We start from the raw sequence: 19,315 nt of genomic DNA on the forward strand, positions 1-19,315 counted from the left end.
CTCAGATCTCCGTTGCTGTGATCTTGGTGGTGCGCGGCAGGCAGACGAAGCGTCTGCCCGAGGTCAGCACGATGTCGATGCCGCGCGGGAAGAGCGCACGGTTCTCGGTCCAGAGTCTGAGAAAGGTTTCCGGCAGGCCGGACGGTGCGATCTCCGCGACGCTCTGGATGCCCGGACCCATCAGCGCCAGCCTGCGTCCGCCCTCGAGTTCGGGAAGTTCGATGACAACAGTCGTCGAGCGGTCGGGATATTCCTGCGTGCCTGATGCAAACAGGCCGAAGGAGCAAAGCGCAGTGCCCGTCTCGATGAAGGCAAAGCGGGCATCGGCCTTTTCGGCGGTCAGGGGCGCGCCGGTATGAAAGCCGAGCCACTCCGGCACGGTGGATTTCGCCAGTCCCGAGGTAAGCCAGACCGGTGTGTCGTGGTCGCAAAGGGTGAGCGCGATCGCGCCGGCGGCAATGCCGAGTGGCGCCGGCGGATCGACATCGGGCTCAACGGTCTGAATGGTGCCCGGGCGGGCCATGCCGTCCATCAGCATTTTAAAGACGCTCTGCGCATGGAAAACCGGCTCGGCAAAGCCGCCGGTCAAGGCTTCTGTCGCAAGGCCCATCAGTTGTCTCCCCGTACCATGGTGAAGAAATCGACGCGGGTTGCCGCTGTCTCATCCGCCTTGCGGAGCTCAGTGGCGGCGATGCGCGCGGCGATCGGCGAAAGCAGCGCCTGTTCGACGAAATCCCTGGTCGCTTCCTCCTGCCAGAGCGCGTCGAAGATCGCCGCAAGACGGGCCTTCTCCCGGTCGGTGCCGAGCGCCTGCGCATGACCGATGGAACCGGACTCGAGCCGCACCGTTGCGCGCGTCACCGTCACCTCGCCGAGATTGAAGGGAGCTCCGCCGCCGCCGATGCGGCCGCGCACCATCACCAGTCCCGTCTCCGGCCCGCGCACCGGATAAGCCACGGGCTTCTGCGGCAACGCATCCCAGGCTGCCTGGAGTTCGCCCCGTTCCGCGCGCGCCAGCAGATCGGCGGCGCGTTTGCGCTCCGGGACCGTCTGCGACGCGGCGTCTGTCTTGTCCGCTGATATCATCGCTGCTTTCCTCGAAATGTCTATTGATATAGACAACCATACAAGCTATACCTAGCCTTAAATCGGTGTCGTGACAAGCGTGTGACATCGTGGGGCAAGGCAGGGGCAGAATGGCAGGACTGAAGCAGGTGCAGAGGCAGACAGGTGTGGCGCTCTGGCGTCAGATCGCCGATCGAATTCGCGAGGCGATCGGCAACGGAGCATATGACGAAACGGGAATGGTGCCGCCGGAAACGGTGCTGGCGCTGCAATTCGGCGTTAACAGGCATACGGTGCGCAGTGCGCTGGCGGCGCTAGCGCAGGAGGGGATCGTGCGTGCGGTTCAAGGCCGCGGCACTCTTATCGAGCGCAAGGAGCGCTTGAACTTCCCCATCACCCGGCGCACGCGCTTCACCGCGGGCATCGGCGATCAGGCGCGCGAGATGCGCGGTCTTCTGCTGGATGAGGCCAAGGAGGAGGCGAGTGCCGAGATCGCTCGCTGGCTGGGCCTGAATCCGGGAGCACAGGTGATCCGGCTGGAAACGCTGCGCGAGGCGGACAAGCGGCCGGTTTCAAAGGCGACGAGCTGGTTTCCCGCTGAACGCTTCGCCGGGATCGGCGAGGCCTACCGAAAGCATGAATCGATCACCAAGGCTTTCGCCGAGCTTGGCCTGGTGGATTATGTCCGCGCGACAACCGAGGTGACGGCCGCCCATGCTGCGACAGCCGACCTTGCCGACCTGGAACTCACCCCCGGCGCGATCCTTCTGATCGCCAAGGCGATGAACACCGATCTCGACGGCGTGCCGGTGCAATATTCGATCAGCCGTTTCGCAGCCGACCGGGTGCAGTTCACGATCGAGAACTGAGGGCTTGGCGTGCCGACCGATTTCGGTGGCACGCCTCACAGAATTCAGTGCGCGCCGGACATATCGCCCAGCACTTCCTTGGAAGCCACGGTGGAATCCGCGTTCAGCTTGTAGACCATCGGAACGCCGGTCGCGAGATTGAGGGCGAGCACGCCTTCTTTGGTCAGCTTGTCGAGCACCATGACCAGCGAGCGCAGCGAATTGCCGTGGGCGGCGACCAGCACCTTCTCGCCGCGCAGCACGCGCGGCAGGATTTCCGTGAGGTAGTAGGGCCAGACACGGGCGCCGGTGTCGCGCAGGCTCTCGCCGCCGGGCGGCGGCACGTCATAGGAACGGCGCCAGATATGCACCTGTTCCTCGCCCCACTTGGCGCGCGCGTCATCCTTGTTGAGGCCGGAGAGGTCGCCGTAATCGCGCTCGTTCAGCGCCTGGTCGCGGATCGTTTCGAGATCGGGCTGGCCGACCTTGTCGAGGATGAGCTTCAGCGTGTGCTGCGCGCGTACCAGCGCCGAGGTATAGGCGACGTCGAATTTGATCCCGTATTCGGCAAGCGCGGCGCCGCCGGCCTTGGCTTCCTGGATGCCAAGTTCCGTCAGGTCAGGGTCCTTCCAGCCGGTGAAGAGATTCTTCAGGTTCCAGTCACTCTGACCGTGGCGAACGAGGACGAGGGTACCGCTCATGAATATGCCTCCGATATGTCGTTATTGGGAAGAAAGCCCGAGCACGTCGAGCATGGAATAGAGACCCGGCTTCTTGTCGCGCGCCCAGAGCGCCGCCTTGATGGCGCCGCGCGCGAAGATCGAGCGGTCTCCCGCGCTGTGCGACAGGGTGACGATTTCGCCTTCGCCGGCAAAAAGCACGGAATGCTCGCCGATGACCGAGCCGCCGCGCAGCGTCGCAAAGCCGATCGTGCCCGCCTTGCGGGCGCCGGTGTGACCGTCGCGGACCCTCACCGATTTCGGGGCGAGATCGATATTGCGGCCCCTGGCGGCCGCTTCGCCGAACAGGAGAGCGGTGCCGGAAGGGGCATCCACCTTGTGCTTGTGGTGCATTTCCAGGATTTCGATGTCCCAGTCTGCGGGATCGAGCGCCCGTGCCGCCTGCTCGGCCAGAACGCTGAGCAGATTGACGCCGAGGCTCATATTGCCCGACTTGACGATGCGGGCATGGCGGGCCGCGGCGGCGATCTTCGCGTTGTCCTCGGTCGAGCAGCCTGTCGTGCCGATGACATGGACGATGCGGGCCTGAGCGGCGAGACCTGAAAACTCCACCGTGGCGGCAGGCGCGGTGAAGTCGAGCACGCCTTCGGCATGCAGGAAAGCTTGGAGCGGGTCGTCGCCGATGATGACGCCGCTTGGACCGAGCCCGGCGATTTCACCGGCATCCTTGCCGACGAAAGGCGAGCCGGCGCGCTCGACGGCGGCATGCAGCACCACGCCCTCGATGGAATGAATGAGCCGGATCAGCGTCTGCCCCATGCGTCCAGCTGCCCCGACCACCACCAGTTTCATCGCAGCATCGCTCATGTCAGTCTCACCAGGTTAGTATGAGTCCGAGGCCGAGGGCCTCTGAAGATTGTTGAGGCGAGCGTAAAGACCGTCGCTGACCTTCGCAAGCGTCTCATGATTGCCTTCCTCGACGACCCGGCCCTGCTGCATGGCGACGATCTTGTCGGCGCGCACGACGGTCGAAAGCCGATGGGCAATAACAACGACGGTGCGCCCGGTCATCGCCTCGTCGAGCGCCTTCTGCACGGCGGCCTCGGATTCGGTGTCGAGCGCGGAAGTCGCTTCGTCGAGCAGCAGGATCGGCGCGTTGCGCACCAAAGCGCGAGCGATCGACAGCCGCTGGCGTTGGCCGCCCGAAAGCGTCACGCCGTTTTCGCCGACCGGCGTATCGTAGCCCTGCGGCTGCGCCGAGATGAAATCATGCGCATAGGCAAGCCGGGCCGCCTCCTCTACCTCGGCATCGGTCGCTTCCGGCCGGCCATAGCGGATATTGTCGCGGATCGTGCCTTCGAACAGGTAGGGCTGCTGCGAGACATAGGCGAGCTGCTGGCGCAGCGACTTCTTGGTGATGTGGGCGATATCCTGGCCATCGATCAGGATCTCGCCTTCGCGCGGATCGTAGAAGCGCGGAATGAGGCTGATGACGGTGGATTTGCCCGCACCCGAGGGGCCGACAAGCGCCGTGGTCGTTCCGCCCTCGGCGACGAAGCTGACGCCGTTCAGCACGCTTTCATTGCCGTAGGCGAAGGAAACATTGCGGAATTCGACTCTCGCCTGCGTCACCGTCAGCGGCCTGGCATCCGGCAGGTCGCGCTGGCGCGGCTCCATGTCCAGCAATTCGTAGATCATCCGCGCATTGACGACGGCGCGTTCCATCTGCACCTGCAGGCGGGCAAGGCGGCGGGCCGGGTCATAGGCAAGCAGCAGCGCCGTCACGAAGGAGAAGAAGGCGCCCGGGGCGACATTGTAATAGATCGAACGATAGGCGGCATAGGCAAGCACGCTGGCGACGGCAAAGCCCGCGAAGCTCTCCGTCAGCGGCGAGGTTCGCTCGGAAAGCCGGGCAATCCGGTTCGCCCGGTTTTCGGCGGCCGTGATGAGCTTGTTGACCTTGTTCTCCAGCTCCTCTTCCATCGTGAAGGCTTTGACGATGGCAATACCCTGGATCGTCTCCTGCATGGCCCCCAGCACGTGGCTGTTCAGATGCACGGCCTCGCGGGTTGCCGAGCGAAGGCGTTTCGAAACATAACGCAGCGCGTAAAGCAGCGGCGGCGCCATGATGAACACGGCGAGGCTGAGCAGCGGGTCCTGGAGGACCATCACGCCGATCAGCGAAACGAAGGTCAGGAGGTCGCGCACCGTCGAGGTGATCGTCAGGTTGAGCACGTCACGGATGCCGCTGACGTTCTGGCTCACCTGCGCGGCGATATGAGCCGAGCGTGCCTCGCTGAAAAAGCCGACGGAAAGCGTCATCAGATGCGCATAGAGGCGGCGCTGATATCGGGCGACGATATTGTTGCCGACCTTGGAAAGTGCCACGGCCTGGCCGTAGCTGGCAAAGCCGCGCAGCACGAAGGCAATGAAGATCGAAAGACAGATGATCCAGACGACGTCGGCGCGGCGATTGGCGAAGGCCTCGTCGATGATCGCCCGCATGATCCAGGCGGTGAACGCCGTCGAAAGCGCCACGACCACGAGGCAGACGATCGCGAAGACATAACCCCAGAGATGGTCGCGGCCGTTTTCAGCGATGATGCGCTTCAGGATGCCGGTGACGGTATCGCTGCTGACGCTCTGCTTTCTGCTTTCCACGGCTTCCAAATATCAAGCTTCCTGTCCGAGACTGAGCGCGTCGTGTACGTGGCGCGCACTTTGGCCGGCTCTATAAAGAGTTGGGACTGGTTTGGCTAGACCGCGGGTGCGGCCCGCGGGGAGGGGCGCTGGGCTCAGCGCCGCCACCGGCGGCCTTCCGTCGATACGCCGAAATTGGCCGGCATGCGCGCATAGGACGAAAGCCCTGCGAGCGCCGCCAGCGGATGCGTCACGACATAGGTCGGAATAGTGCGAAGCAGGGCGCTATGCGGCGCCTTGTCTTCGAAAGCCTGCCGGAATTCCGGTTTCTTCAGAGCCGGGAGGATCTTCTGTGAGATGCCGCCGGAGAGATAGACGCCGCCGCGCGCCATGAAGACCATTGCCATATCGCCGGCCACGCGGCCGAGATAGGTGGCAAACAGCGAAACGGTCTCGACGGCGGCCTTGTCACTGCCATCAAGCGCATGTGAGGTGATCTCGGCCGGATCCTTCATCGTCGGCTGGATGCCGTCGACCACGCAGATGGCGTTGTAGAGATTGACGAGGCCGCGTCCGCAGAGGATCTGTTCGGCCGAAACACGACCTTCGATCGTCTCGATATGCGGAAAGATCTGATAATCGCGCTTGCTGCGCGGCCCAAGATCGATGTGGCCGCCTTCGCCGGGAACCGGGATCCAAGTATGCTGGGCATGCACAAGCCCGCCGACGCCGAGGCCGGTGCCGGGTCCGAGCACGACGCGCGAGGCGATCATGTCGCCGGTGGCGCTGCCGATGCGTTCGCGGTTTTCATCCGACAGGGCTGCAATCGCCAGCGCCTGCGCCTCGAAATCGTTGACAACGAGCACGTCCTCGATGCGGAGGCCCTCGATCATCGTCTTGGGCCGCACCACCCAGTCGCAATTGGTCAGGGGGATCTCGTCGTCGTTGATCGGGCCGGCGACGGCGAGGATCGCCGAACGCGGCTGCACCGCTGTCTTGTCGAGCACGCCCTTCTGGATCGCTTCGTCGATCGTGGCAAAATCCGCGGTGCGCACGTTTGGAAACTGCTTCGGCTCGGCATAGGCGTCGGTCAGGATGGAGAAGCGGGCATTGGTGCCACCGATATCGCCGATCAGGATCGGGAAGGGAAGCGGAGCGGTGCTGTGGCTGGGTTTGGGCATGGCCGGTTCCGTGCTGATCAGGCTTCGAGTGTGGGAAGGAGCTTTATAGCGGTCGCGTCGTTGAGCGCCATCGGAATGTCGTAGACGATGGCGAGCCGCATCAGCGCCTTCACGTCGACATCATGCGGCATCGGCGTCAGCGGGTCGACGAAGAAAATCAGCGCGTCGATTTCGCCGGTCGAGATCAGCGCGCCGATCTGCTGGTCGCCGCCGAGCGGGCCGCTTTTCAGCCTGGTGACGTCGAGATCGGGAGCGGCATCGAGCACGCGACCGCCGGTGGTACCCGTCGCGACGATCTTCCAGCGCGAGAGAAGGTCCTGATTGGCGCGGGCGAAAGCCGCCATGTCGTCCTTCTTCTGGTCATGCGCGATCAGCGCAAGGCATTTGCTGCCGGCCATGAAGTGAATCTCCGCCCCAACAATTCAATCGATTTGATCGCTTTATACCAAGTATTTGCGATTTGAAAGACAATGCGTCCGCCCCTTCATTGGATCGCCGGCTTATCGTTCGGGACCGGACCGACATCCGGCAACGCCTCGTCATCATCAGCCGGGGCGGCTGCCGGAGCGGCGGCGAAGGCGCTTGCGGCGGAAGGCCCGCCATAGGTGGCCGCCTGCATCGAAGCGACGGAAGCGGCATCGAGCACGGCAGAGCAGGCCTTCGGCAGGTCGGAGACCATCATCTCCCGCGGCGGCTTCGGCGGCTTGGCGCCGGGTTTGGGCGGTTTCGGCGGTGCCCAAGGTGCCGGCGTGAACCAATAGGCGAGCGACTTGTCGCAGCCGTCCCCTGAGGCGACAGGAGCTTGCGGCGTACATCCGGCAGCACCGGGCGGGCATTTGATGCGGATGTGGAAATGCGAGTCATGGCCGTATATCGGCCGGAGCTTGCCAAGGTTGGTGCGGTCGCCGGTCCAGGTGTCGCACATCTTCTTCTTGATCGCCGGATTGACGAAGATGCGCTCCACTTCGGGATAGCTTGCCGCCAGCATCAAGAGCCGCGCGCGCGATTCCGTCCATACTTTGGGGTTGACGGTGAGGAACTTGTCCTTCTGCAGCATGCTGGTGAAGGGCAGGTCCTCGCGCTCCTCAGCCGTCATGCGGTGCGCCGGCATCGGGGTGAACCAGATATCGGCATCGAGGCCGATCTGGTGCGAGGAATGGCCGTTGAGCATCGGCCCGCCGCGCGGTTGCGCGACATCGCCGACGAGGATGCCCGGCCAGCCGGCATATTTGACCGCATCCTGCGAAAACCGTTCCAGAAGCGCAATCATCGCCGGGTTGCCCCATCGGCGGTTGCGTGAAAGCCGCATCGCCTGCCAGGTCGGCCCGTCGGTCGGCAGCGCCACCGCGCCGGTCATGCAGCCCTTTGCATAAAAGCCGATCGGCTGCGCCGGCCCCTGCGTCGGCAGGCTGACGCCTGCGAATAGCGCCTTGGCGCTCCCGGGCTTGGCGTTTTCTGCTCGGCGACGACCTCGCCGGCGGCAAGGCCGGCGCCGATCGCGCCGGCAAGCGCCAGTCTGCCGAATGTCCTGAAAGCCTGAGCGAAGCCGAAAGCCATGCTGTTCCCTTACGTCGATGTCGAAGTGATTTGCGCTAGAATCTATCGTGAAAAGCGATTTTGGTGAATCGATGATTTGGCGATCGAACGCAGCAGGAGCCGGGGACGGATCGCCGCGGCGCCCAAGCACTGGCGTTCCTAACGGGACTGGCTGCTCAAAATTTCGCGAGCCGATCAAAAACCAAACTCTCTCCTGTTTTTCGCCCCTATTTCTCGTATTGTCGAATCCATCAATATTCAGGGGAATGCGTGAATGGCGACTTTGTGGTCGAAAATCGGTCTGTTTCTATCGCTTATGGGTGCTTTGACGCCTTTGACGGCAATGGGTGAAGAGCAGCCGTTTCAGATCGGAAGCTCGGTCATCAGCGAAATGAAATATAAGCCGGGCTTTGCTCATTTCGACTACGTCAATCCAAATGCCCCAAAGGGCGGAGATCTGCGCCTTTCCGCGAGCGGTGCCTTCGACACCTTTAATCCGCTTCTTGCCAAAGGTCAGACGGCGGTAGGTCTGACGCTCGTATACGATACGTTAATGAAGCCCGCCGATGACGAGCTGCTTGTGTCCTATGGCCTGCTCGCCGAAGGGCTGTCCTTCCCTGCCGACGTCTCGAGTGCGACCTTCCGGCTGCGCCAGGAGGCGAAATGGGCGGACGGGCAGCCGGTAACGCCCGAAGATGTCATTTTCAGCCTGGATAAGACCAAGGAGCACAATCCCGCCACCGCAAACTACTATCGCCACGTGGTAAAGGCCGAAAAGACCGGCGATCGCGACGTGACCTTCACTTTCGACGAGAAGAACAACCGCGAGCTTCCGAATATTCTCGGCCAGTTGGTCGTCGTGCCGAAACATTGGTGGGAGGGGCAGGGACCGGACGGCAAGCCGCGCGACATCTCAAAGACGACGCTCGAACCAGTGATGGGTTCAGGGCCCTACAAGATCGCGTCCTTCTCGCCCGGAGCGACGATCCGTTATGAACTGCGTGACGACTATTGGGGCAAGGATCTCAATGTGAATGTCGGCCAGAACAATTTCCGCAACGTCATCTACACCTATTTCGGTGATCGGGACGTCGAATTCGAAGCCTTTCGCGCCGGCAACAGCGACTTTTGGCAGGAGACGACGGCTGCCCGCTGGGCGACGGGATATGATTTCCCCGCCGTCAAGGAAGGCCGCCTCAAGAAGGAAGAGGTTGCAAATCCGCTGCGCTCCACCGGCATTCTGCAGGCTCTGGTACCCAATATGCGGCGTGACCTCTTTAAGGACGAGCGCGTCCGCGAGGCACTGAATTACGGTTTCGATTTCGAGGAGCTGAACCGCACGGTTGCCTTCAACAGTTACAAGCGCATCGACAGCTATTTCTGGAACACCGAGCTCGCCTCCTCCGGCCTGCCCCAGGGTCGTGAACTGGAAATACTGCAAAGCATGAAGGACAAGGTTCCGCCGGAGGTTTTCACGACACCCTATACCAATCCCGTTGGCGGCGATCCGCAGAAGAGCCGCGACAACCTCCGAAAGGCGATTGCTCTTCTGAAAGAAGCCGGCTGGGAGCTGAAGGGCAATCGCATGGTCAATACCAAGACCGGCCAGCCAATGAGTTTCGAGATATTATTGTCGAGCCCCATATTGGAGCGCTGGGCAGTGCCTTATGCCAGCAATCTCAAGAAAATCGGCATCGATGCGCGAGTTCGGACGGTCGACGCTTCGCAAGCTGTCAACCGCGAACGCAGCTTTGACTTCGATATGATCTGGAATGTCTGGGCGGAGACAATGAATCCGGGCAACGAGCAAGCCGACTATTGGGGATCCGCCTCTGTCAACCAGCAGGGTTCTCGCAACTACGCCGGCATTGCCAACCCAGCCGTCGATGAGCTCATCCGCATGATTATCTTCGCGCCGAACCGCGATGAACAGGTCGCTGCGATCAAGGCAATGGACCGGGTCTTGCTGGCAAATCACTACGTCATCCCGCTGTTCTACCGCGATACGGTTAATATTGCCTATTGGAACACAGTCACGCATCCTGCCGAATTTCCGGCCTATAGCCTTGGTTTCCCCGATGCCTGGTGGTCGACCTCGGCAAAATGAGCGGGCTTGCATTAACGGCGCCCTGGGCTCCAAATGGCACGAGCGAATCACGACAAGCCGGCGGGGCCGGCAAGGGAAGGCTGGCGGATTGAGCGGCATTGGACTGAACGGCGTGCAGACAAGAAATACTTTCCCGGAGGCTGAAGGCTGATGGGTGCCTATGTCATTCGCCGCCTGCTTTTGATGATCCCGACCATTATCGGCATCATGGCAATTTCCTTCATCGTTGTTCAATTTGCACCCGGCGGCCCGGTCGAGCAGGTGATTGCCCAGCTGACCGGCCAGGCCGACAGCGCCGATCAGCGCCTGTCCGGCGGCGGCGATCTCCTCGGTGGCGGCGGCAGCGACGAAGGTTCGAAATATCGCGGCGCCCAAGGGCTTGATCCGGAGCTGATCGCCAAGCTCGAAAAACAGTTCGGCTTCGACAAGCCGCCGCTGACGCGCTTTGGCGAGATGATGTGGAATTACATCCGTTTCGATTTCGGCGAGAGCTTCTTCCGCAACACCTCCGTGCTCGACCTCATCAAGGAGAAGTTGCCGGTGTCGATCTCGCTCGGCATCTGGATCCTGATCTTCTCCTATGCGATCTCCATCCCGCTCGGTATCCGCAAGGCGGTCAAGGACGGATCGACCTTCGACGTCTGGACCTCGGGCGTCATCGTTATCGGTTATGCCGTTCCGAGCTTCCTCTTCGGCATCCTGCTGATCGTGCTCTTCGCCGGCGGCTCCTTCTACGACTGGTTCCCGCTGCGCGGCCTCGTTTCCGACAATTTCGGTGAGCTCGCCTGGTGGCAGAAGCCGCTCGACTATTTCTGGCACCTTACTCTGCCGCTGATCTCGCTTTCGCTGGCCGCCTTCGCCACCACAACGCTGTTGACCAAGAACTCCTTCATCGAGGAGATCAAGAAGCAATATGTCGTCACCGCCCGCGCCAAGGGCCTGAACGAGCGGCAGGTGCTTTACGGCCATGTCTTCCGCAACGCCATGCTGATCATCATCGCCGGTTTTCCCGGCGCCTTCATCTCCGCCTTCTTCACGGGCTCGCTGCTGATTGAAAATATCTTCTCGCTCGATGGCCTCGGCCGCCTCGGCTATCTCTCGGTGGTCAACCGGGATTATCCGATCGTTTTCGCGACGCTCTATATCTTCTCGCTGCTCGGTCTGTTCGTCAGCCTGATTTCCGACCTGATCTACACCTGGATCGATCCGCGCATCGATTTCGAGCGGAGGGACGTCTGATGGACGCCGCCGCAAATCCCGCCACCGCAACTCCGGTGAAACCGCCGCGCAAGGGACTGCTGTCGCCGACCAACATCCGCCGCTGGCAGAATTTCCGGGCGAACGGCCGCGGCTACTGGTCGCTGTGGCTGTTCCTGCTGCTGTTCGTGCTCAGCCTGTTTGCAGAATTCCTCGCCAACGACCGGCCGATCATCGCCTCCTACAAGGGCGAAATCCTGTTTCCCGTCCTGATCGACTATCCCGAGGAAAAATTCGGCGGCTTCCTCGCCGAAACCGACTACCGCTCCTCGGTGATATCGGACGAAATCAACGCCAATGGCTGGATGATCTGGCCGCCGATCCGCTATTCCTACCGCTCGGTCAACTCGAACATTCCGCATTCGGCGCCCACCGCGCCCTTCTGGCTGATGACCAAAGAGGAACGCTGCTCGGGTTATCCGCAAGGGGCGAATGATCCCGGCTGCACGCTCGGCAATCTCAATTGGCTCGGCACCGATGACCAGGCGCGTGACGTGCTGGCGCGCGTCATCTACGGCTTCCGCATATCGGTGTTGTTCGGCCTGGCGCTGACCATCTGCTCGGCAATCATCGGCGTGACGGCAGGGGCGGTGCAGGGCTATTTCGGCGGCTTGACCGATCTCTTGCTGCAGCGCTTCATCGAGATCTGGTCGTCGATGCCGGTGCTTTACATCCTGCTGATTATCGCAGCCATCCTGCCGCCCGGCTTCTTCGTGCTGCTCGGCATCATGCTGCTCTTCTCCTGGGTCAGCTTCGTCGGTGTGGTGCGCGCCGAATTCCTGCGCGCCCGCAATTTCGAATATGTCCGCGCCGCCCGTGCGCTTGGCGTCAATAATCGCACCATCATGTGGCGCCACCTGCTGCCGAACGCCATGGTGGCGACGCTCACCTTTCTGCCCTTCATTCTCTCAGGCTCGATCACGACGCTGACTTCGCTCGATTTCCTCGGCTTCGGCATGCCGCCCGGCTCCCCTTCGCTCGGCGAAATGATCGCTCAGGGCAAGACCAATCTGCAGGCGCCCTGGCTCGGGCTGACGGCCTTCTTCGCCATGTCGATCATGCTTTCCCTTTTGATCTTCATCGGCGAAGCCGTGCGCGACGCCTTCGACCCGAGGAAGACGTTTCAATGAGTGACATGACAGAACCGCTTCTTTCCGTCCGCGATCTCTCGGTTGCCTTTCATCAGGGCGGCGAAACGTCGCTTGCCGTCGATCGAGTCTCCTTCGATATCGCCAAAGGCGAGGTCGTAGCGCTCGTCGGCGAATCCGGCTCAGGCAAATCGGTCTCGGCTAACTCAATCCTGCGGCTTCTGCCCTATCCCTCGGCAAGTCATCCCTCCGGCGAAATCCTGTTCAAGGGCAGGGATCTCTTGAAGGCATCGGAGCGGGCGCTACGAGAGGTGCGCGGCAACGACATCACTATGATCTTCCAGGAGCCGATGACCTCGCTCAATCCGCTTCATACGATCGAGAAGCAGATCGCCGAGATCCTCGCTCTGCACCAGGGGCTTACCGGCCAGCCGGCGCGCGAGCGGGTGCTGGAACTGTTGAACCAGGTTGGCATCCGCGAGCCGGAGAAGCGGTTGAAGGCCTATCCGCACGAGCTCTCCGGCGGTCAGCGCCAGCGCGTCATGATCGCCATGGCGCTTGCCAACCGGCCGGAACTGCTGATCGCCGACGAGCCGACCACGGCGCTCGACGTCACCGTGCAGGCGCAGATCCTCGAGCTTCTCCGGCAGTTGAAGACGGCGCACGGCATGTCGCTGCTGTTCATCACCCATGATCTCGGCATCGTCCGCAAATTCGCCGATCGCGTCTGCGTCATGACCAAGGGCAGGATCGTCGAGACCGGAACCGTCGAAGAAGTCTTCGCTAATCCGAAGCACGAATATACCCGCCATCTTCTCGCTTCCGAACCGCGCGGCGAGCCGCCGCTGGCCGATCCGTCGAAGCCGGTGGTGATGGAAGGGTCTGACATTCGCGTCTGGTTCCCGATCAAGGCGGGGCTGATGCGCCGCGTCGTGGATCATGTGAAGGCGGTCGACGGCATCGATCTTTCCCTGCGCGCCGGGCAGACGCTCGGCGTCGTCGGTGAATCCGGCTCCGGCAAGACCACGCTCGGCCTGGCGCTCACCCGTCTGATCTCTTCTCAGGGACGGATCGCCTTTGTCGGCAAGGATATAGCCGGCTATTCGTTCAGCGAAATGCGGCCATTGCGCAACCAGCTGCAGATCGTCTTTCAGGATCCTTACGGTTCGCTCAGCCCGCGCATGTCGGTCGGCGATATCATCGCCGAAGGGCTGAAAGTGCACGAGCGCTCATTGACGGCAGAGGAGCGCGACCAGCGTGTCTGCTGGGCGCTGGAGGAGGTCGGCCTCGATCCCCTGACGCGCTGGCGATATCCGCATGAATTTTCCGGCGGCCAGCGCCAGCGCATCGCCATTGCCCGGGCCATGGTGCTGAAGCCGCGTTTTGTCATGCTCGACGAGCCGACCTCCGCGCTCGACATGAGCGTGCAGGCCCAAGTGGTCGACTTGCTGCGCGATCTGCAAAAGAAACACGACCTCGCCTATCTCTTCATCAGCCACGACCTGAAGGTGGTAAAGGCGCTTGCCAACGATGTGATCGTCATGCGGTTCGGCAAGGTGGTGGAGCAAGGTCCCTCCGCGGAAATCTTCCGTGCGCCGAAGGACGATTACACCAAAGCGCTGATGGCGGCCGCCTTCAACATCGAGGCGGTGCCGACGCCCGCCGTGCAGCAGTAAAGAAGATCATGTCCGTACCTCCTCCCGTTCTTGTCGACATCAAGTTCAATCCCGAAGGCGTTTCCCGTGCGCTGAAGACGGCGTTTCCCGATCGCGGCAGCATCAATCTCGCCGATCCGGCTGATGTCGCGCGTGATCTTCATGCTGCCGAATATGCTCTTCTCTGGAAGCCGGATGCCGACCTTTTCAGCCGGGCGCCAAACCTCAAGGTCATCTTCTCGGGCGGTGCCGGTGTCGATCACATCATCGGCATGGCCGGCCTGCCTGATATTCCGATTGTCCGTTTCGTCGACCGCAGCCTGACGACCCGCATGAGCGAATGGGTCGTCATGCAGTGCCTGATGCATCTGCGCGGGCAATATGCCCATGACATCAAGCAGCGGCGGCGCGAATGGGCCAAACTGATCGCGCCGGAAGCGGCGGAGGTGACCGTCGGCGTCATGGGGCTCGGCATTCTCGGCCAGGATGCGCTCGCCAAGCTGAAAGTAATCGGCTTCAACGTCATCGGCTGGTCGCGCACCCGTAAAACAATCGACGGCGTCGAGACCTTTGACGCGGGCGAACTGGACCGGTTTCTTGCCAAGACCGACATTCTGGTCGGCCTGCTGCCGCTGACGCCTGAGACGACCGGCTTCTATAATAGCGGGCTATTTAAGAAGCTCCGCCGCGACGGTGCGCTCGGACTGCCGGTCTTCATCAATGCCGGCCGCGGCAAGAGCCAGATCGAGACCGACATCGTCTCGGCCATCAGGGAAGGGACCCTCGGCGGCGCTTCTCTCGACGTTTTCGAAGTGGAGCCGCTCGCCGCCGACAGCCCGTTGTGGGAATTGGAGAATGTGTTCATCACCCCGCATGACGCGGCGGTCTCCGAAGAGAACGCGCTGTTCCGCCATGTCGAGATGCAGATCGCCCGTTTTGAGCGCGGCGAGCCGCTGCAGTTCGTGATCGATCGCGCCGCCGGTTATTAGATTTAAGCGGCATCTCGCGCCAAAGCTGCGGCGGTTTGGCTATTCCCAAGACCGCGGCACGTGTCAGCCCGGAACCTTCCAGACGGCCACCCGTTTTCCTTGCGAAGTTCTTTGCGGCCGGATCGGCCGCCAAGGCAGCGAAGGAGACGATGATGGCGCATCAGACCGAAACACGCTGGGAAAAATCCGACGGAAAGCTTCACAAGGAACAGCAAATCCCGCCGGTCAAGGCAAAGCAGGGGCGTATGGGTTATCGTATCCTGACCGTGCTGCTCGTGGCGCTGATCCTTGCTTTCGTGGTCTGGATTCCAGTCGAGATCTGGGGCCGCCGCGAGGCGAACGAGGTGGCGCCGCAGCAGCCCGGCCAACAGCTCCAGCAGCAGCAGTCGGACGCAGCACGCGCGCCGACCATGCAGAATGGCAATGCGGTCCAGACCGAGACGCCGCAAACGGCGCCGGCCCCGAATACCGCTCCTGTGGCCCCGGCTCAACCTCCGGCCCAATAGGCGTTCGACAGATGATCTCCCGCATCCCGTCGCCACCATGCGGCGGGATGTTTGTTTTGTCTGGACTTTCTCCGCCGAGTTTTCGATAAGAAGGCGCACGAGCCGGTTTCGTGCGCCGGCCCGGAACTTGGCAGCACCTGGGAATTTGGCAGCACCTGACCGGAGTGGACAGGGGCAGGAATCTCATGGCCAAGACCGATATCGCGAGACGCGTCTACAATCACGCCTGGAAACTCGACCCGATCATCCGCAGCCTGATCGATACCGACTTCTATAAGCTGCTGATGCTGCAGATGATCTGGAAGCTCTATCCTGATGTGAACGCCTCCTTCACCCTCATCAACCGCACCAAGCGCGCGCATCTCGCCGAAGAGATCGATGAGGGCGAATTGCGGGAGCAGCTCGACCACGCCCGCACGCTGCGGCTCTCCAAGAAGGAGATGATCTGGCTGGCGGGTAACAGTTTCTACGGCCGCGCGCAGATCTTTGAGCCGGAATTCCTGGCCTGGCTGTCCAATTTCCAGCTCCCTGAATACGAGCTGTCGAAGAAGGACGGGCAATATGTGCTGGACTTCCATGGGTCTTGGAAGGAAACCACGATGTGGGAGATCCCGGCGCTCGCCATCGTCAACGAGCTGCGTTCGCGCTCGGCGATGAGGGCGCTCGGTCCTTTCACGCTGGATGTGCTCTACGCCCGCGCCAAGGCAAAGATGTGGTCGAAGGTCGAGCGGCTGAAGGAGTTGCCCGGCTTACGCATCTCCGATTTCGGCACCCGCCGCCGCCACAGCTTTCTCTGGCAGCGCTGGTGCGTCGAGGCGCTGAAGGAAGGTATCGGTCCGGCCTTCACCGGCACCAGCAATGTATTGCTGGCGATGGATTCCGATCTTGAGGCGGTCGGCACCAATGCCCACGAGCTGCCGATGGTGGCAGCCGCCCTGGCGCAGACCGATGAGCAACTGCGCAACGCCCCTTACAAGATCCTGCGCGACTGGAACAAGCTCTATGGCGGCAACCTGCTGATCGTCCTGCCGGACGCCTTCGGCACCGCGGCCTTCCTGCGCGACGCCCCCGAATGGGTCGCCGACTGGACCGGCTTCCGTCCGGACAGCGCGCCGCCGATCGAAGGCGGGGAAAAGATCATCGACTGGTGGAAGAAGATGGGCCGCGATCCGCGCCAGAAGCTGTTGATCTTCTCCGACGGTCTCGATGTCGACGCCATCATCGATACCTACCGGCATTTCGAAGGCCGCGTGCGCATGAGCTTCGGCTGGGGAACCAACCTGACGAATGATTTTGCCGGCTGCGCGCCGACGGAAATATCAGGCCTCAATCCGATCTCGATCGTCTGCAAGGTCAGCGACGCCAACGGCCGTCCGGCGGTGAAACTCTCCGACAATCCGCAGAAGGCGACCGGCGAACCGGCGGAGGTCGAGCGTTACCTGAAATTCTTCGGTGCCGAGGATCGGGTCGATCAGACCGTCCTGGTATAGGCACGAGATGAAGCGCGGCCATGACGGGGCGCATCGATATGCCCCGCCATCGCATCCTCGATCGACCAACCGAAGCGCCAGGCGTCGAACATCGAATACCATTCCTGCAGATCGGTGATCGGCAGCACATCCGGCTTCGACATTGGATTGTCCGCGAGGCTGCGGCCACGAGCACGGTCGCGCACGCCACGCTCCTGCATTTCAAGCAGATTCTCGAACATCATCACCCGGCCTCCCGTTCCATGGGTTTATGCAATCATGCTAATGAAGCATTGTCGAGTCCGGATGTGAGCATTCCGGTTTTTCACAGGATTAGCCCCATTTCGCTATTTCAAGGCAATCGAAGGCGACCTCGGATGATCTGGCGAATTGGATTGGGCGTGACGGGGAGGCCCGGCTTCCTGGCTGGGGTCCGCCACCGAGCCTCCCGGCTGACCGAACCTCTGAAAGCGGCAGCACTGACAATTGCCGCTTTCCACTCGGGCCGATCCAACGGTGATGAAGGCGAGAGTTAGCCAGTGGTTAATATCCACCGGCCCCGTCTCAATCCGGCGCAATTTCCAGCCGGGCCGACGGATTTCAGGCGGCCAGTCTGCGAAACCGCGTCCTGATCCGGTCGAGATAATAATGTCCGGGAGACGGCGCCGACGTCATCGCATAGGCTTCCGAAGAGGGCACGCCTTCGAACAGACGCTCCTCGCCGTTCTTGAAGCAGATCCTGAGCCGCCCGTCTTCCTGACTGAAATAGACGGATTTGATGATCTTCGATTTCACCGAAAGTTCTTCCACCTGCTTTACCTCTGTTTTTGGTTTGGCAGAACCTAAACTCAAACGTGCAAAGACGCGGTGAAGCAGCGTGGTAAAAATTCAGGAATCTTTCTGGTCAGCACTACACTTCATTCGGTGGGATCGGGTCTTCGCTTCCTTGCCAGACTGTGAAAGAGCGTGCCGTGCGGCGACATTTGACAAACTTTGCCAAACAATACAAATTTCGTGAAACGGAGACCTGAAATGGCGACTATGAATGTATCCCTGCCCGATCCCATGAAAGACTGGGTGGAAGCGCAAACCAAAACAGGCCGTTATGCCAATGCGAGCGATTATGTCCGCGACCTTATCCGGAAAGATCAGGAGCGAAACGACAAGATCGCCGCTATGCAGCGCTTTGTCGATGAAGGCTTGAAGAGCGGCATCGGGTCGCGGTCGAAAGACGATCTGTTTGGGGCGGCGCGGGCGCGGGTGGAAAGCCCTCGCGGCAATTGATGATTGGCTTTCGCCTTTCGGAAGAAGCGGAAGAAGACGTGATCGGCATAGCCGAAACGGGCATCCGTCTATTTGGTTCAGCGCAGGCTCGGCAATATCACGATGAACTTTACGCCATCTTCGATCTGATTGCCGCCAATCCCCGTATGGCGCGTGAACGGCATGAAATTTCTCCTCCGATGCGCGTTCATCCGTTCAAGGCCCATCTCGTCGTCTATATGGTTACAGAGAGCGAGGATGTTCTCATTGTCCGTATTCGCCATGGACACGAAGATTGGGCCGCCCAGGCTTAAAATTCAATCTCTTGGAAGATCCAGATGTGAAGATGGCGGACAGGGAGGGATTCGAACCCTCGGTACGCTTTCACGTACACACGCGTTCCAGGCGTGCGCCTTAAACCACTCGGCCACCTGTCCTTTGGCGTTCGCGCCCGGATAGGAGCAAATCGTCGGAACGGCGCGATATATACCGATGAATTTTTGCCGATCAACCCAAATCTAACAGTTTTTTGACTTCTTCCGATAAAACTCCCTTCGGCCCATCCCATTGTGCTTCACCTCATCGATGACTATGTAATTCTCAAGGTGGAGAATGGCGCGGGCTCGCCGGAATTGTCCGGCATATCGAAGCGTCGGAGGGATTGATGCGTTTCCTGTTGCGTCTGGCGAGTCTTGTCGCGCTTGCGGCAGCCGTTATTGCCGGGACCATCGATTCGATCCAGTCGGTTGCGGCGTCGGCCGTGGTGATGACGCCGATGTCGGATGCCTGGCAGGATGTGAGCCCGGACACGCTGACGTCGTTGCAATCCGCGCTTTCCTACTATATCCACCCGCGCTTCTATGCCTTCATCTTCCAGTGGCTGATGCTGCAGCCGGCCTTTGCGGTTTTTCTGGTGATCGCGCTGCTTCTTTGGATGATCGGCTACAAGAAGCCGCCGGTGGCCGGTCGTTTCACGGCATAGGCAAGCTGTCTTGCCGCCGGCGCCCGGCCGGAATTCGGTCGCCGCCGAT

Annotated in this window: 20 protein-coding genes, 1 tRNA gene and 1 pseudogene; 11 read left to right on the plus strand and 11 right to left on the minus strand. The window is 61.3% G+C overall.

Annotation, left to right across the window (positions count from 1 at the left end; genetic code table 11):
• Position 1: 1 nt before the first annotated feature.
• Together phnH and phnG are read right to left on the minus strand one after the other, a co-directional pair.
• Positions 2–610 carry a phosphonate C-P lyase system protein PhnH gene (phnH, locus tag QWJ46_RS25090; RefSeq protein ID WP_302754468.1) on the minus strand — a complete coding sequence of 203 codons (609 nt, stop codon included), beginning with the start codon at positions 608–610 and terminating at the stop codon, positions 2–4.
• The gene (gene phnG, locus QWJ46_RS25095; protein WP_302754470.1) at positions 610–1,086 is read right to left on the minus strand and encodes a phosphonate C-P lyase system protein PhnG; all 477 of its coding nucleotides are present in this window, start codon (positions 1,084–1,086) and stop codon (positions 610–612) included. Before phnG ends, phnH begins: the two co-directional genes overlap by 1 nt.
• 110 nt (positions 1,087–1,196) lie before the next feature.
• On the opposite strand from phnG, the gene phnF reads away from it, so the two are divergent.
• The gene (gene phnF / locus QWJ46_RS25100; protein ID WP_302754472.1) at positions 1,197–1,934 is read left to right on the plus strand and encodes a phosphonate metabolism transcriptional regulator PhnF; all 738 of its coding nucleotides are present in this window, start codon (positions 1,197–1,199) and stop codon (positions 1,932–1,934) included.
• 44 nt (positions 1,935–1,978) lie between these two features.
• On the opposite strand, the gene QWJ46_RS25105 is transcribed toward phnF, so the two are convergent.
• The 6 genes and pseudogenes from QWJ46_RS25105 to mepA form a co-directional block, all read right to left on the minus strand.
• Positions 1,979–2,614, minus strand: coding sequence for a 2,3-bisphosphoglycerate-dependent phosphoglycerate mutase (locus QWJ46_RS25105; RefSeq protein ID WP_183705438.1), 636 nt, complete (start codon positions 2,612–2,614; stop codon positions 1,979–1,981).
• 21 nt (positions 2,615–2,635) lie between these two features.
• A complete protein-coding gene (dapB, locus tag QWJ46_RS25110) occupies positions 2,636–3,460 on the minus strand; it encodes a 4-hydroxy-tetrahydrodipicolinate reductase (protein ID WP_302754476.1) in 825 nt (274 codons plus the stop codon).
• Positions 3,461–3,475: 15 nt separating this feature from the next.
• Positions 3,476–5,263, minus strand: a complete 1,788-nt coding sequence (locus QWJ46_RS25115) for an ABC transporter ATP-binding protein (RefSeq protein WP_302754478.1) — start codon at positions 5,261–5,263, stop codon at positions 3,476–3,478.
• 125 nt (positions 5,264–5,388) lie between these two features.
• On the minus strand, positions 5,389–6,414 hold the full coding sequence (locus tag QWJ46_RS25120) for a glucokinase (protein ID WP_302754479.1): 1,026 nt from the start codon (positions 6,412–6,414) through the stop codon (positions 5,389–5,391).
• A gap of 17 nt (positions 6,415–6,431) precedes the next feature.
• Positions 6,432–6,812 carry a methylglyoxal synthase gene (locus QWJ46_RS25125; RefSeq protein ID WP_302754480.1) on the minus strand — a complete coding sequence of 127 codons (381 nt, stop codon included), beginning with the start codon at positions 6,810–6,812 and terminating at the stop codon, positions 6,432–6,434.
• A gap of 86 nt (positions 6,813–6,898) precedes the next feature.
• Positions 6,899–7,971, minus strand: a pseudogene (mepA, locus tag QWJ46_RS25130) (penicillin-insensitive murein endopeptidase).
• A 253-nt stretch (positions 7,972–8,224) separates the two neighbouring features.
• Between mepA and QWJ46_RS25135 the strand changes: the two are divergent.
• The 7 genes from QWJ46_RS25135 (at position 8,225) to pncB (ending at position 17,042) form a co-directional block, all read left to right on the plus strand.
• Positions 8,225–10,057, plus strand: a complete 1,833-nt coding sequence (locus QWJ46_RS25135; protein ID WP_302754482.1) for an extracellular solute-binding protein — start codon at positions 8,225–8,227, stop codon at positions 10,055–10,057.
• Between the two features lie 150 nt (positions 10,058–10,207).
• Positions 10,208–11,296, plus strand: a complete 1,089-nt coding sequence (locus QWJ46_RS25140) for a microcin C ABC transporter permease YejB (RefSeq protein WP_064800271.1) — start codon at positions 10,208–10,210, stop codon at positions 11,294–11,296.
• Positions 11,296–12,444 (plus strand): ABC transporter permease, encoded by a 1,149-nt coding sequence (locus QWJ46_RS25145; protein WP_302754484.1) that lies wholly within the window; start codon positions 11,296–11,298, stop codon positions 12,442–12,444. The genes QWJ46_RS25140 and QWJ46_RS25145 overlap by 1 nt, the downstream gene beginning before the upstream one ends.
• A complete protein-coding gene (locus QWJ46_RS25150; protein WP_302754485.1) occupies positions 12,441–14,078 on the plus strand; it encodes an ABC transporter ATP-binding protein in 1,638 nt (545 codons plus the stop codon). Before QWJ46_RS25145 ends, QWJ46_RS25150 begins: the two co-directional genes overlap by 4 nt.
• An 8-nt stretch (positions 14,079–14,086) precedes the next feature.
• The gene (locus QWJ46_RS25155; RefSeq protein ID WP_302754486.1) at positions 14,087–15,046 is read left to right on the plus strand and encodes a glyoxylate/hydroxypyruvate reductase A; all 960 of its coding nucleotides are present in this window, start codon (positions 14,087–14,089) and stop codon (positions 15,044–15,046) included.
• A gap of 149 nt (positions 15,047–15,195) precedes the next feature.
• Positions 15,196–15,552, plus strand: coding sequence for a hypothetical protein (locus QWJ46_RS25160; protein ID WP_302754488.1), 357 nt, complete (start codon positions 15,196–15,198; stop codon positions 15,550–15,552).
• A gap of 185 nt (positions 15,553–15,737) precedes the next feature.
• A complete protein-coding gene (gene pncB, locus QWJ46_RS25165) occupies positions 15,738–17,042 on the plus strand; it encodes a nicotinate phosphoribosyltransferase (protein ID WP_302754489.1) in 1,305 nt (434 codons plus the stop codon).
• Here the strand turns inward: pncB and QWJ46_RS25170 are convergent.
• Together QWJ46_RS25170 and QWJ46_RS25175 are read right to left on the minus strand one after the other, a co-directional pair.
• Positions 17,024–17,263 carry a CrpP-related protein gene (locus QWJ46_RS25170; protein WP_302754665.1) on the minus strand — a complete coding sequence of 80 codons (240 nt, stop codon included), beginning with the start codon at positions 17,261–17,263 and terminating at the stop codon, positions 17,024–17,026. The genes pncB and QWJ46_RS25170 overlap by 19 nt on opposite strands.
• Before the next feature lie 358 nt (positions 17,264–17,621).
• Positions 17,622–17,831, minus strand: a complete 210-nt coding sequence (locus QWJ46_RS25175; protein WP_302754490.1) for a KTSC domain-containing protein — start codon at positions 17,829–17,831, stop codon at positions 17,622–17,624.
• A 222-nt stretch (positions 17,832–18,053) separates the two neighbouring features.
• Between QWJ46_RS25175 and QWJ46_RS25180 the strand changes: the two genes are divergently transcribed.
• Positions 18,054–18,305, plus strand: a complete 252-nt coding sequence (locus QWJ46_RS25180; protein ID WP_302754491.1) for a type II toxin-antitoxin system ParD family antitoxin — start codon at positions 18,054–18,056, stop codon at positions 18,303–18,305.
• 2 nt (positions 18,306–18,307) lie between these two features.
• Positions 18,308–18,598, plus strand: coding sequence for a type II toxin-antitoxin system RelE/ParE family toxin (locus QWJ46_RS25185; RefSeq protein WP_302754666.1), 291 nt, complete (start codon positions 18,308–18,310; stop codon positions 18,596–18,598).
• A gap of 33 nt (positions 18,599–18,631) precedes the next feature.
• Here the strand turns inward: QWJ46_RS25185 and QWJ46_RS25190 are convergent.
• A tRNA-Ser gene (locus tag QWJ46_RS25190) sits at positions 18,632–18,721 on the minus strand.
• Positions 18,722–18,948: 227 nt separating this feature from the next.
• Between QWJ46_RS25190 and QWJ46_RS25195 the strand changes: the two genes are divergently transcribed.
• Positions 18,949–19,266, plus strand: coding sequence for a hypothetical protein (locus tag QWJ46_RS25195; protein WP_011423579.1), 318 nt, complete (start codon positions 18,949–18,951; stop codon positions 19,264–19,266).
• Positions 19,267–19,315 lie beyond the last annotated feature (49 nt).

This window comes from Rhizobium sp. CBN3 (assembly GCF_030518245.1).
In the GTDB taxonomy this organism is placed as follows: domain Bacteria; phylum Pseudomonadota; class Alphaproteobacteria; order Rhizobiales; family Rhizobiaceae; genus Rhizobium; species Rhizobium aethiopicum_A.